Source organism: Streptomyces sp. NPDC028298 (assembly GCF_055565895.1).
On the sequence record NZ_JBVHTL010000002.1, the window covers coordinates 810,931 to 824,534 of the forward strand.

The window sequence follows — 13,604 nt, forward strand, 5'->3', positions numbered from 1 at the left end:
TCAGCCGGGGCCCCGCCAAGAGGCGGGGCCCCCTCCATTGGGCAGGAGCCGCGAAATGGAAACGAGCAGACGTACGGTCATCGCAGCGGCGGCAGCGGGCTTAACCGCGGCCGGCATCGGCACGGCGCACGCGGCGGGCGAGAAGAAGCCCGTGAGGGAACTGTTCGGCAGGCTCGCCGACGGGACGAAGGTCCACCGGTGGTCGCTGGAGAACGGCGGGACACGGCTCAAGGTCCTGTCCTACGGCGGAATCGTCCAGTCCCTGGAGATCCCCGACCGGCACGGCAGGTACCGCAACGTCGCACTGGGCTTCGGCGACCTCGACTCCTACGTCGCCTCCAGCCCGTACTTCGGCGCCCTGATCGGCCGGTACGGCAACCGCATCGGCAAGGGGCGGTTCACCCTCGACGGCACGACCTACCAGCTCTCCGTCAACGACGGCGTCAACAGCCTGCACGGCGGCGCCAAGGGCTTCGACAAGCGGGTCTGGGACGTGGAGGGCTTCGCCTCCGGCTCCGACGTCGGACTCGTCCTGCACTACACCGGCATCGACGGCGAGATGGGCTACCCCGGCACGCTCCGGGCGAAGGTCACCTACACCCTGACCCGGCACGGCGACTGGCGCATCGACTACGAGGCCACCACGGACAAGGCCACCGTCGTCAACCTCACCAGCCATGTGTACTGGAACCTCGCCGGTGAGGGCAGCGGCTCGATCTACGACCACGAGCTCGAGATCGCCGCCTCCCGCTACACCCCCGTCGACTCGGGCCTGATCCCCACCGGGGAACGCGCGAAGGTCGCCGGCACCCCCTTCGACTTCCGCCGGACCAAGACCGTCGGCCGGGACATCCGGGTGGCCCACCAGCAGCTCCTGTACGGCAAGGGCATCGACCACAACTGGGTCCTCGACAAGGGGATCACGGCGCGGCCCGAGCATGTCGCGACCCTCCGCGACCCGTCCTCCGGCCGCACCCTGACCATCGCGTCGAACGAGCCCGGCCTGCAGTTCTACTCGGGCAACTTCCTGGACGGCACCCTGGTCGGCACCGGCGGCCACATCTACCGCCAGGGCGACGCGCTGTGCCTGGAGACCCAGCACTTCCCGGACTCCCCGAACCAGCCGTCGTTCCCCTCGACGGTGCTGCGGCCCGGGCAGACCTACCGGACCAGCACGGTCCACTCGTTCGGGGTGTGACCGGATTTCTCAGCCGGTTCACAGGATCCGCACGACCTCACGACGATTGAACAGCGCCCCGTCCGTATCCGTATGAGAGGGCGGCCCGTGCTCCCCCGCGCGGGCCACCCAAAGAACGGGGGCCCGTCCTCCCCAACGGGCTCGCCCTATACGGAGGTTCCATGGCCGGCAATGTCACCTCGCTCTTTCGCGGCACCGCGGCGCACAGCCCGTCGATGGCCGCACTGACGCGGGAGGGCGACGGAGCCGGCCCGGTTGACTTCTGCATCCCCTGCAACCCGTACTTCCCCACCCCGGCGATGTTCGACGAACTCGCCGGCCGTCTGCGCGAGATCATCACCTACTACCCGAGCAGCGCCGACACGATCACCAGCGAGCTGTGCTCGCTGCTCCAGCTTCCGCCGCAGTGCGTCGCGATGGGCAACGGCTCGACCGAACTGATCACCTGGATCGATCACCTGCTGGTCCGTGAGTCCCTCGCGATCCCCGTCCCCACGTTCGGCCGCTGGACCGACCAGCCGATGGAGACCGGCAAGCGGGTCGACATGTTCCCGCTCCAGGAGTCCAACGGCTTCGCGCTCGACCTGGCCGCCTACGCCAAGTTCATCCGCTCGCGCGGCACCAAGGTCGCCGTCATCTGCAACCCGAACAACCCCGACGGCGGTTTCCTGCCGCGCCAGTCGGTCATCCAGTTCATGGACGCGATGGCCGACCTTGACCTGGTCGTCATCGACGAGTCCTTCCTGGAGTTCGCCGACGCCGAGTCGGAGCCCAGCGTGGTGGAGGACGCGGTCATGAGACCCAACGTCATCGTGCTGCGCAGCCTCGGCAAGAACTTCGGCCTGCACGGCATCCGCTTCGGCTACATGGTCGCCAACCCCTCGCTCGCCGGCAAGGTCCGCTCCATGCTGCCGAAGTGGAACCTCAACTCCTTCGCGGAGACCGTGGTGTTCATGCTCAAGAACCACGGCAAGGAGTACATGGAGAGCCTGCACATGGTCCGCCGCGACCGGCTCGACATGGCCCGCCAGCTCTCGGCGCTGCCCGGCCTGACGATCTATCCCTCGCAGGGCAACTTCCTGTTCGTCCGTCTTCCCGTCGGCGCCGAGGGCACCGTGGTGCGGGACCGGCTGCTCACCGAGCACCGCATCCTGGTCCGCGAGTGCGGCAACAAGGTCGGTTCCTCCAGCCGCTTCCTGAGACTCGTCGTACGTCCTCAGACGGATGTGCGCCGCCTGGTGGCCGGTCTGGAGCAGGTGCTCTACGGGGCCAGGAAGGAAGCCGCCGTACCCGAGCTGAGCAACGGGACCGGCTACGGCTCGGGTACGGCCATGGTCGACCGTCTCGTCGGCTCGACCAACGGGGCGGGCATGCAGGGGCTGGCCGCGCAGGCCAACGCGTGGCCCGGACAGCCCGCCCCGGCGCCCCAGCCGGTGGCCGCCGCGGCCCCGCAGCCCGTCCTGCCGGCCGCCCCGCAGCCGCGGCCCGCCGCCGCGTCGCCCTACCCGGCCCAGCAGCCCGCCGCCGCCCCCGTCTATCCGGCCCCGCAGCAGCCCGCGGCGGCCCAGTACCCCGCCCCGGGGCCGTCCAACTGGCCGGCCGCGGCCCAGGGCCCGGGCGCGATGCCGGCCCAGATGCCGCCCGCAGCCATGCAGGCCCCGTCGCCCGCCCTCCAGCCCGCCGGCCAGACCGGGATGCCCGGCATGGCGGGCGCCGCCTCCATGGGCGCTCAGGGCGGTCTGACGGCGGCCCAGGTCCGCGGCAGGACGCAGCCGGAACCACCCCCACCCCAGTCGCCGAGCAACGGCAGCGGCTGGGGCGCCGTGGGCGCCATGCTGTACAACCAGGCCGGTTAGGCCACTCGTACCGCCGCGCGCCTACCCCGCGCGGCCGGCCTCCCCACAGGCCGGGCGGGACCCCCGCGGAATCGGCCTCCCCACGGGCCGGCCGCGGGGATCCGCCCACGACCCGAAGCCCGATCTCCAGGCGCCCGGTGCCGGTGGCGCACCACGGCGGACCGGCAGCGTGTCCGACAAGGAGCTTGACGGGCGGTCACTTTGCGGAATGCACAGCCCTCCGACAGCATCCCTCCCTACGGTGCCGTGTCCATGACAGACACCCCCACGAACGACACGTCAGCGGCCCCCGTCGGGCGCCGCACCGTACTGATCGCCGCGGGCGCCTCGGCCGCGGCCCTCGCCGTGGCCGCCGCGGCACCCGTCGCCCCCACCGCCACCCCCGCCCCGGTCACGGACCCGGCGGACGCGGCCCCCGCGGCGGCGGCCGTCTGCACCCTCACCAAGGAGATGACCGAAGGCCCCTACTACCTCGACGGCCAGCTCGTCCGCTCCGACGTCACCGAAGGCAAGGCGGGCGCCCCCCTCAAGCTGGTCCTGACCGTCGTCGACGACTCCACCTGCGCGCCGATCGGCAACGCCCTCGTGGAGATCTGGCACTGCGACGCACTCGGCGAGTACTCCGGCTTCGTCGGCAACAACGGCCACAGCGAGCCGGACGACGGCACGTTCCTGCGCGGCGGCGTCCTGACGAACGCCTCCGGCGTCGCGAACATCACCAGCGTCTACCCCGGCTGGTACCGCGGCCGCTGCGTGCACATCCACGTCAAGGTGCACACCGGCGTCACCCTCACCTCCGACGGCTCCTTCACCGGCGGCAGGGAACTCCACACCGGTCAGCTCTTCTTCGACGAGAAGATCACCACGGCGATGGCCAAGGTGTCCCCGTACTCCACCAACAAGGTCACCCGCACCACCCTCGCCCAGGACTCCGTCTACGACGACGGGGGCGCCGCCTCCGGCCTCCTGACCCTGACGGCCCTCGGCAGCACCACCTCCGCCGGCTACACCGGCACGCTGACGCTCGGCGTCGAGACGAGCTGACCCGTACCCTCCCCCCACGGAGAGGCCGGGGGCGGTCCGCGAAACCGCGGGCCGCCCCCGGCCACGGCCATACCGGGTAATCCCCTCGCGCCGGGATCGTCATACGACCATCGAATGACCTGCTCCTGTGGACAATGGCCGCACCTCCCCGGCTCCCGGCCCCCCACCGGAGGGCGGGGAACCCCCGTCGCCGTCCCCCGGGAGTACCCGCATGGTGTTGAGCAGACGTACCTTCAGCGCACTCGCCGGCACCGCCGCCCTCGGCCTCTCACTGAGCGGCAGCGGGAGCGACGAGGCGTGCGCCGCCGGAAGGACGCCCCTCGCACCCACCGGACCCGCGCCCGCGCCGCCCTCGGCCGACGGCAGGAGACACACGGTCGGCTTCGACCGCTACTCGATGCTGATCGACGGCAGGCGCCTGGTCATCTGGTCGGGCGAGTTCCACCCCTTCCGGCTGCCCAGCCCGTCCCTGTGGCGGGACGTCCTGCAGAAGATGCGCGCCCACGGCTACAACGCGGTCAGCATCTACGTCGCGTGGAACTACCACTCCCCCGCGCCCGGGAAGCACGACTTCACCGGGGTCCGCGACCTCGACCTGTTCCTGCGCACCGCCGCCGAGACCGGGCTGTACGTCATCCTGCGCCCCGGCCCGTACATCAACGCCGAGGTCGACGCGGGCGGTTTCCCCGGCTGGCTGACGGCCACCCCCGGCGTCGCCCGCACCTCCGACCCCACCTATCTGGGGCACGTCGACGCCTGGCTGACCGCCGTCGACCGCATCGCCGCCCGCCACCTCCACACCGACGGCGGCGGCACGATCATCCTGTACCAGCTCGAGAACGAGTACGACAACCATGTGACCGAGCCCGCGGGCCGCGACTACATGGCCCACCTGTACGCCAAGGTGCGGGCCGACGGCATCGACGTCCCCCTCTTCCACAACGACAAGGGCAGGAACGGCCACTGGGCCCCCGGCACCTTCGGCACGGGCGGCGAACGCGGGCGTTACCTGTACGGCTTCGACGGCTACCCCTCCCCCTTCAAGACCCCGCCGGACTGGGGACACTTCGGCCCCGGCGGTACGACGGGCGGCTCCACCGCCAGCCCGGACACCCCCGGCTTCATCCCGGAGTTCGGCGGCGGCTGGTTCGACCCGTGGGGCGGCGCCGAGTTCGACGGCCGCGGATACGCCGAGTCCCGCCGCACCCGCGACGCGGCCTACGAACGGCGCTTCTACCTCACCAACCTCGCCAACGGCATCACGCTCCACAACGTCTACATGACCTTCGGCGGCACCTCCTGGGGCTGGCTGCCCGCGCCGATCGTCTACACGTCGTACGACTACGGGGCCGCCATCGACGAGGCGCGGCAGCCGACCGACAAGCTCGTCCCGATGCACCAGATCGGCCGGCTGCTGCAGTCGGTGCCCGATCTGGCGAAGCTCGACCGCGCCGACCCGCTCCCCGGCGACGACATGGGGGCGGGCCCCGGCATCAAGGCCTACCACCTGGTCAATCCCGACACGAAGGCACGCTTCCACGTGCTGCGGAACGACTCCTCCAGCGACGCCGTCGCCACCGTGGCGCTCCCCGGAGCGAGTGTCGAGGTGCCGGTGCCCGGCCTCGACGCCCGGCTGCTCGCCGCCGGGATCGCCCTGGGGCGGCGGAAGCTGAGCTGGTCCACCGCCCAGCCGATGCTGTGGCTGGCCGCGGGACGGCAGGACATCGCCGTGTTCACGGGCCGGGCGGGCGAGTCCACGCGCACCTGCCTGGAGGCCTCGGGCGAGCCGAAGGTCACCGTGCTGGACGGGGACGCCCGGTACCGCTACGAGGACGGGGTCCTGCGGATCGACGCCGTGCTCGACGGCCTCACCCGGGTCCGGGTGGAGGGCGGCGGGGTGAAGGCCCCGCTCCTGCTGCTGCTCGCCGACGACGAGAGCTCCCGCCTGCTGTGGCGCCACGACACCCCGTCGGGTCCGGTGCTGGTGCGCGGCCCGGCGCTGCTGCGCACGGCCGTCCTGCGCGGTACGGCCGCGCGACTCACCGGCGACACGACGAAGACGGCGGACCTGGAGGTGTGGGGGCCGCGCGGGGTGACCGAACTCGTCTGGAACGAGCGCCCGTTGAAGGCCCACGCCACCTCCTCCGGGAGCCTGCTGGCCGAGCGGGCGCTGGCCGGACCGGGCCGGGTGCGGCTGCCCGCGCTCACCGACTGGCGCCGGGCCGTGGAGAACCCCGAGGCGGCACCCGGTCACGACGACGCGGCGTGGCGGCGGGCGGACCGGACGGCCTCGTCCAGCGTCACGCCGGTACCCGCCGGGCAGCCCGTGCTGTTCGCCGACGACTACGGCTTCCACTACGGAGACGTCTGGTACCGGGGGCACTTCACGGACGCGGGCGACGCGGACTCCGTCTCCCTGTCGTATGTCGCCGGTACCCAGGGGCTGTTGATGGCCTGGCTGGACGGTGAACCGCTCGGCACGCACCGGATGCCGGTGCCGGACAAGAAGACCGTGCGCAAGGGGACCTGGGCGGCCACCGCCACCTTCCCCGTGCGGCCGAAGGAGCGGCGTTCCCATGTGCTGTCCGTCCTGGTCCGGCGAATGCAGCACGACGAGGACGGCCGGGCCGACGACACGCACAAGGCGGCCCGGGGCCTGACAGCCGTCACCTTCACCGGGGCCTCCCCCGCGGTCCGCTGGCGCATCCAGGGCGAGGCGGCCCCCGACCCGGTGCGCGGGCCGCTCAACACCGGCGGTCTGCACGGGGAACGGCACGGCTGGCATCTGCCGGGCTTCGCCGACGGCGGCTGGAAGGCCGCCGGCTTCCCGCGCGCCGAGCGGCGCCAGGGCGTCACCTGGTACCGCACCGGCTTCCGGCTCGGCGTGGACAGCGGGGTGGACGCGTCGATCGGGCTCACCCTCACGGACGATCCGGGCCGCGCCTATCGCGTCCAGATCTTCCTGAACGGCTGGAACATGGGCCAGTACATCAACGACGTGGGCCCGCAGCACACGTTCGTCCTCCCCAACGGGGTGCTGCGCACCCGGGGGCACAACACGCTGGCCCTCGCGGTGCTGTCCGACGGGACCACGCCCGCGGGACCCGGCCGGGTCGAACTGACCCTGCTGGGCAGCGCGGCCGGAGGAGTGCCGGTGACACCGGTCGCCTCCCCCGGCCCCGGGAGCGCGTGAGGAAACCCGGGAGTGCGGGGGAACGGAGCCTTAGGCGAGCCTGATCATGTTCCAGGACAGCGGCTCCAGGACGGCGCTGAGCGTGCCGCCTTGGAGCGTGGTCCCCTCGACCTGGTGGGGAGTGACCCGCTCCGGGTCGTGGAGGCTGTTGACGGCGTCCGGATCGGCGTCGGCGAGCGCGCTGTGCTCGACGACGGTGGTCAGCCCCGTCCGCGTCAGGGCGACCTCCAGCGGCAGCGGCTCGGTCCGGCCGCGGTTGACGGCGAAGACGGTGACCGAGCCGTCCTCGGCGCGTACCGCGGTGGCGTGCAGCAGGTCCACCTCGCCGTACTTGCGGGTCTCGTACGTCGGCGAGTCCACCCGGACGTCGAGGACCCGGCCGCGCCCGTGGGCCGAGGCCTGCGCGAAGGGGTGGAACGTCGTCTGCCGCCAGGCCGGGCCGCCCGGTTCGGTCATGATCGGCGCGATGACGTTGACGAGCTGGGCGAGGCAGGCGACCGCCACCCGGTCCGCGTGCCGCAGCAGCGCCACGAGCAGCGAGCCGAGGACGACCGCGTCGGTGACGGTGTAGACGTCCTCCAGCAGGCGCGGGGCCTCCTGCCAGTCCTCGGCCGGGTGTAGGTCGGTCCGGCTCTGGTACCAGACGTTCCACTCGTCGAAGGACAGGTTGATCTTCTTCTCGGACTTCAGCCGGGCGCCCACGTGGTCGCAGGTCGCGATCACGTTCTCGATGAACGACTCGGTGTCGACGGCGGAGGCGAGGAAGGAGTCCCGGTCGCCGTCGGTCTCCTCGTAGTAGGCGTGCAGGGAGATGTGGTCGACGAGGTCGTACGTCTCGGCGAGGACCGCCGCCTCCCACGCGGCGAAGGTGGGCATGCCCTGGCCGGACGAGCCGCAGGCGACGAGCTCGACGCCGGGATCGATCTGGCGCATCGCGCGGGCCGTCTCGGCGGCGAGCCGGCCGTATTCCTCCGCGGTCTTGTGGCCGGTCTGCCAGGGGCCGTCCATCTCGTTGCCGAGGCACCAGAGCCGGACGCCGAAGGGATCCTTGTCGCCGTGGGCGATCCGCAGGTCGGAACGGGCGGTCCCCGAGGGGTGGTTGGCGTACTCCTGGAGTGCCAGGGCCTCGGCGACCCCGCGGGTGCCGAGGTTGACGGCCATCATCGGCTCGGCCCGCGGGCCGATCTTGCGTACGAAGCCGATGAACTCGCTGAGCCCGAAGCGGTTGGTCTCGGTGGAGCGCCAGGCGAGGTCGAGCCGGCGGGGCCGCTCCTCGGCGGGGCCCACCGAGTCCTCCCACTCGTAGCCGGAGACGAAGTTGCCGCCGGGGTAGCGGACGGCCGTGACGCCGAGCTCGCGGACGAGTTCCAGCACGTCGGTGCGCAGGCCGTCGGCGTCGGCCGCCGGATGGTCCGGTTCGAAGACCCCGGTGTAGACGCAGCGGCCGAGGTGCTCGACGAAGGAACCGAAGAGACGGGGGTCGACCTCGCCGACGGTGAAGGCGGGGTCGAGGACGAAGCGGGCAGGGCGCATGGTGTCCTTTCGGGGCGCCTGTTCGACATGCCGGAGAACGATCGCGACTTCGGACAGGACCGTAGGAAGGAAGCGCTTACCCGTCAATGGTGCGCGCACGGAGCGCCGGCCGGGACGCGACGACGCGCGTCCTCGCCCGGTCGGCTGCCGACCGGGCGACTATCCGGCGAACTCCGGCTGCAAAAGGCCCTTGCCGGCGCCCGGGACGACGAGCAGGGAGCCGGACATCGGGTGCGGTGCGTCGAGGCCCGTACGCGCGGTGGTGATGTACAGGTCGGTGAGGTCGGCGCCGCCGAACGCGCAGGCGGTGGGGCGCCGGACGGGCAGTTCGAGCACCCGGTCCAGCGTGCCGTCCGGCGTGTAGCGGCGGACCGCGCCGCCGTCCCAGAGGGCCACCCAGACGCAGCCCTCGGCGTCCACCGTCAGACCGTCGGGGAAGCCGTCCTCCACGGTGACGAACGGACGCCTGCCGACGGGCAGTCCGTCGTCCCCGGTGTCGAACACGTCGACGCGGCGGGTCGGCGAGTCGACGTAGTAGACACGGCGGCCGTCGGGACTCCAGCCCGTGCCGTTGCTGACGCTCACGTCGTCGAGGATCGGGCGGACCGTGCCGTCGGGGGCGATCCGTGACAGCGTGCCCCCGCCGGGCGCCTCGTCGTAGCGCATGGTGCCGCACCACAGCGAGCCGTCGGGCGCGACCGCGGCGTCGTTGGCGCGCCGGCCGGGCACCGGCTCCCGGTGCAGCCAGCGGAACGAGTCGCCGTCGGGCCCGTAGAGGCCCACGCCGTCGCGGAGGTTGACGACCAGGCCGCCGCCCGCGCGGGGCTTGGCCGCGCCCACGTGCTGCTCGGTGGCCAGCACCGTGCGGCGGCCGGAGACGGGGTCGTAGGTGTGGATGCGGGAGCCGAGGATGTCGACCCAGACGAGCCGCCCCGCCCGGGCGTCCCAGGTCGGGCCCTCGCCGAGCGCCGCGTGCGCGCGGACCGCGACCTCGACGGCGGTCACCGCGCGTTCCGGTGGCCGAGCCGCTCGGACAGCTCCTCGGCACCCTTGACCGCGAGCTGCTCCAGCTCGGCGCGGCGCTCGTCGCTCCAGCGGATCATCGGTACGGAGATGGAGAGGGCGGCGACGACGTGTCCCGCCCGGTCACGCACGGGGGCGGCCACACAGCTCACGTCCGGGTTGGACTCACGGCTCTCGACGGCGATCCCGCGACGGCGGATCTCGGCGAGGGCCTCGCGCAGGGCGCCCGGCTCGGTGATGCTGTTCGGGGTCATCGCCACGAGGTCGGCGTCGTCCGGGACGCGTGAGGTGAGCTCCGGCTCGGAGAGGGAGGCCAGGAGCATCTTGCCGACGGAGGTGCAGTGCGCGGGAAGGCGGCGGCCGGCGGCCGAGACCATGCGCACGGCGTGCGTGGAGTCGACCTTCGCGATGTAGATGACGTCGGTGCCTTCGAGGATGGCGACGTGTACGGTCTCGTCGCAGGTCTCGGCGACGGAACGGGCGACCTGCTGCCCCTCGGCCGCGAGATCGAGCTGCTCGGCGTAGCGGCTGCCGAGCTGGTACGGGCGCACGCCGAGCCGGTAGCGTCCCGGCTGGCCGGGCACCTGCACGATGTACGACCGGGCGGCGAGCGTGGTCACGAGCTCGTGCACGGTGGTGCGCGGAAGCTGGAGCCTGCGCACGATGTCGGGGGCGGAGAGCGTCCCGTCCCCGTCGAGAAAGAGCTCCAGTATGTCCAGAGCCCGGGTCACGGCAGGTACGAGGCGTCCCACAGCGGGCCCCTCCCTTTTGTTCGAAATTTCAACAGACGATCGGGATGACGAACACAGGCTAGTCATTCGCCCGGGGGCGGGGCAATGGTTTGCGGGGGCCGGGTGCGCGACCATGGAGCCCATGCCGGCCAGACGCCCCGCCACGCCCTTCACCCCGCTCGACTTCCAGCTCGTCCTGCTGCGCCGCATGGCCGACCACAACCCCGGCCCGGTCGAGGACGCCCGTCACGAGCTGGGTGTGTCGGTCGCGGACATGCGCGAGGCCAACCGGCGCTGGCAGGCGATGCTGCGCACCCCGAGGGCCCGCTCCGCCGCCTCGCGCTACCGCTCGGTCCTCGGCACTCCCGAGTCCGCGTCCGAGCGCCGGATCGGCGATCTGACCTGCGAGGCCCTGCGGTGGCCGGTGCCGTTGTGGCCCGCTCTGCGCTTCGAGGTCCTGCTCGCCCCGGACGGCGTCGTCTGGAACGAATGGCTGGTACGGGCCCCGGGCGCCCCCGCTCCCGCACTGGAGACCCTGGCGGATCTGACCCCCTGGAGCTGCACGGTCGACGAGGTGGCCCGCGCCTTCGCCCCCGCCCGGCCGCTGGAGGGCACGGCCCCGACCCGCTGGGGTCTGGCGTTCACGGCGCCCGACGCGTCGGGCGTGCCGCACGCGTGCGCGGCGGAGTTCACCTGGGGGCTGCTGCAACGGGTGGGCGTCAAGGGACCCGTACCGGATCACCCCGGGGCTCCCGGTCGATAGGGGCCCCGGGAACCCTGCCGGTGGCACGGGGAGTCTCAGCGGGCGGCGGCCTCGACGATCCGGTCCACCACGACGGGCAGCGACCCGGGGTGCAGCCACAGGAAGAGGTTCGGCTCGACGAGTTCCAGCTCCATCAGCCGGGGCTCGCCGTCCGCGCCGTCGACGAGGTCGACACGGGCGTAGAGCACCCGGTCCGCTCCTCCCGGTATGGCGGCCAACGCCTGCTCGGCGACGGCCAGTTCGGCCGCGCTCGGCTCCCAGGCCTCCAGGCGCGGGTGGGGCGTCTTGTCCGCGTCGTAGGGCGTCCCCGGCTCCAGGACGGCTCCCTTGCGGCTCGCGTGCAGCAGCCGTCCGCCGAAGAACTGGAGGGCACGCTCGCCCCGGACGTCGATGCCGGTCAGGTAGGGCTGGACCATGGCGGTCAGCCCCTCGGCGTGCATCCGGGCGAGCTGCGCGAGGGCCGTCTCCCGCTCCTTCGGCGTGTACCGGGCGGCGTAGCGCGCCCCCGCCCCCGCCGTGGGCTTCACGACGAACTCGTGCTCGCCGGGCAGGTCGACGGGGTCACCGGGCGCGAGATAGCGGGTCGGCACGACCGGCACCCCCGCGTCCGCCAGGTCACCGAGGTACCGCTTGTCCGTGTTCCACCGCACGACCCGCGCCGGATTCATCAGCCGGGTGAGCCCCGCGCACCGCTCGGCCCACGCGACGAACTCGGCCACGCGCCGGCTGTAGTCCCAGGTCGACCGGATCAGCGCCAGGTCGAACCGCGCCCAGTCGACCGCGGGATCGTCCCAGTGCACGATCTCCGCCACCGCTCCGGCGTCCGCCAGCGCTCCCCTCAGCACGGGCAGGTCCCGGTCCGCGCCGGGCTCCTCGCCCGGGTCGTAGGTGACGAGCGCGATACGGGCCACGACGGACTCCATCCTCGTACGGCACCGGCACGGCACCGGCGCACGACCTCGGCCGCACCCCATCGGTACGCCGCCCCCGGACAACCCCGCCGCAGGGTAACAACCGCCCGCACCCCCCGGGCCGGGCCACACTTGACCTTCACCAAGGGGCAGGGCCCAGCATCGGTGACGGAACGAGGACGCGGACCGGATCCGGATCGGGTGCGGCTCGGGTACGGCGGGGAACGGGAGCGACGGGGTGGACGCGTGGAGATGCTGACGATCGGGGCCTTCGCGAAGGCCTCCCGGCTGTCGCCCAAGGCACTGCGGCTCTACGACGAACTGGAGCTGCTGCGCCCCGCCCGGGTGGACCCCGGGACCGGGTACCGCTACTACGCCGCCGACCAGCTCGGACAGGCCCGGCTGGTGGCGTGGCTGCGCCGGCTCGGCATGCCGCTCGCCGGGATCCGGCGGGTGTGCGCCCTGGAACCGGGGCCGGCCGCGCGGGAGATCCGCGCGTACTGGGCCGGGGTCGAGGCCGAGACGGCCGCCCGCCGGGACCTGGCCGCGTTCCTCGTGGACCAACTGTCACCGCCCCCAGGGAAGGACACCAGCATGCTGGAACTCCGTTGCTCCGCTCTCTCCGACACCGGTCTGGTCCGCGAGTCGAACCAGGACAGCGTCCACGCGGGTGCCCGCGTCCTCGCGGTCGCCGACGGCTGCGGGCCGGGCGGCGCCCCCGCGAGCACGGCGGCCGTACGGGCCCTGACGTTCCTGGACGACGAGCCGCTGTCGGCCGGTGGCGTGCTCAACCTGCTGGAGGACGCCGTGGAGGGCGCGGCACAGGCGGTGGCGGACCTGGTGCCGCGGCACGCCACGGCGGGGACCCCGGACGGCGTCGGCACCGGGAGCACGCTCACGGCCCTGGTGTGGACCGGCTCCCAGCTCGCGCTCGTCCACATCGGGGACTCCCGGGCCTATGTGCTCCGCGACGGCGGGCTGTTCCGGATCACCCACGACCACACCGTCGTCCAGTCGCTGATCGACGAGGGCCGTCTCACCCCGGAGGAGGCGGCCACGCATCCGCAGCGCGCGCTGCTGCTCAAGGCGCTGGGCAGCACCGCGTCCGTACCGGATCTGCGGCTTCAGGACGTCCGGCCGGGCGACCGCTATCTGCTGTGCTCGGACGGCCTGTCCACCGTCGTGCCCGACGAGGGGATCGAGCGGCTCCTCGCCGCGGCGCCCGATCCCGACGCCGCCGTCCGGGCCCTGGTCGGGGCGGCGAACGACGCGGGCGGGCCGGACAACGTCAGTTGTGTGGTCGCGGACGTGGTCGAGGCGGGCAGTCCGGCCGGACTCCGGCTCGGGTAGGA

General features: G+C 72.8%; 10 protein-coding genes. 6 read left to right on the forward strand and 4 right to left on the reverse strand.

Annotation, left to right across the window (positions count from 1 at the left end; genetic code table 11):
- Positions 1-55: 55 nt before the first annotated feature.
- The 4 genes from ACZ4TO_RS12140 to ACZ4TO_RS12155 all read left to right on the forward strand — a co-directional run bounded on the left by ACZ4TO_RS12140 (position 56) and on the right by ACZ4TO_RS12155 (position 7,291).
- Positions 56-1,198: an aldose epimerase family protein gene (locus ACZ4TO_RS12140; protein WP_468024103.1), complete on the forward strand. Its 1,143-nt coding sequence runs from the start codon at positions 56-58 to the stop codon at positions 1,196-1,198.
- A gap of 161 nt (positions 1,199-1,359) precedes the next feature.
- Positions 1,360-3,054, forward strand: a complete 1,695-nt coding sequence (locus tag ACZ4TO_RS12145) for a pyridoxal phosphate-dependent aminotransferase (RefSeq protein WP_382782039.1) — start codon at positions 1,360-1,362, stop codon at positions 3,052-3,054.
- A gap of 252 nt (positions 3,055-3,306) precedes the next feature.
- Positions 3,307-4,098 carry an intradiol ring-cleavage dioxygenase gene (locus ACZ4TO_RS12150; RefSeq protein WP_468024104.1) on the forward strand — a complete coding sequence of 264 codons (792 nt, stop codon included), beginning with the start codon at positions 3,307-3,309 and terminating at the stop codon, positions 4,096-4,098.
- A gap of 211 nt (positions 4,099-4,309) precedes the next feature.
- Positions 4,310-7,291 (forward strand): beta-galactosidase, encoded by a 2,982-nt coding sequence (locus ACZ4TO_RS12155; RefSeq protein ID WP_468024105.1) that lies wholly within the window; start codon positions 4,310-4,312, stop codon positions 7,289-7,291.
- Between the two features lie 30 nt (positions 7,292-7,321).
- On the opposite strand, the gene arfA is transcribed toward ACZ4TO_RS12155, so the two are convergent.
- The 3 genes from arfA to ACZ4TO_RS12170 all read right to left on the reverse strand — a co-directional run bounded on the left by arfA (position 7,322) and on the right by ACZ4TO_RS12170 (position 10,599).
- A complete protein-coding gene (arfA, locus tag ACZ4TO_RS12160) occupies positions 7,322-8,824 on the reverse strand; it encodes an arabinosylfuranosidase ArfA (RefSeq protein ID WP_468024106.1) in 1,503 nt (500 codons plus the stop codon).
- A 159-nt stretch (positions 8,825-8,983) separates the two neighbouring features.
- Positions 8,984-9,829, reverse strand: a complete 846-nt coding sequence (locus tag ACZ4TO_RS12165; RefSeq protein WP_468024107.1) for an SMP-30/gluconolactonase/LRE family protein — start codon at positions 9,827-9,829, stop codon at positions 8,984-8,986.
- Complete coding sequence (locus tag ACZ4TO_RS12170) at positions 9,826-10,599, reverse strand: IclR family transcriptional regulator (protein ID WP_355775284.1); 774 nt, start codon at positions 10,597-10,599, stop codon at positions 9,826-9,828. Before ACZ4TO_RS12170 ends, ACZ4TO_RS12165 begins: the two co-directional genes overlap by 4 nt.
- A gap of 112 nt (positions 10,600-10,711) precedes the next feature.
- On the opposite strand from ACZ4TO_RS12170, the gene ACZ4TO_RS12175 reads away from it, so the two are divergent.
- On the forward strand, positions 10,712-11,341 hold the full coding sequence (locus ACZ4TO_RS12175; RefSeq protein WP_468024108.1) for a hypothetical protein: 630 nt from the start codon (positions 10,712-10,714) through the stop codon (positions 11,339-11,341).
- Positions 11,342-11,376: 35 nt separating this feature from the next.
- On the opposite strand, the gene ACZ4TO_RS12180 is transcribed toward ACZ4TO_RS12175, so the two are convergent.
- On the reverse strand, positions 11,377-12,252 hold the full coding sequence (locus ACZ4TO_RS12180) for an ATP-grasp domain-containing protein (RefSeq protein ID WP_468024367.1): 876 nt from the start codon (positions 12,250-12,252) through the stop codon (positions 11,377-11,379).
- 252 nt (positions 12,253-12,504) lie between these two features.
- On the opposite strand from ACZ4TO_RS12180, the gene ACZ4TO_RS12185 reads away from it, so the two are divergent.
- Positions 12,505-13,602: a MerR family transcriptional regulator gene (locus ACZ4TO_RS12185; RefSeq protein WP_382782755.1), complete on the forward strand. Its 1,098-nt coding sequence runs from the start codon at positions 12,505-12,507 to the stop codon at positions 13,600-13,602.
- Positions 13,603-13,604: the final 2 nt, after the last annotated feature.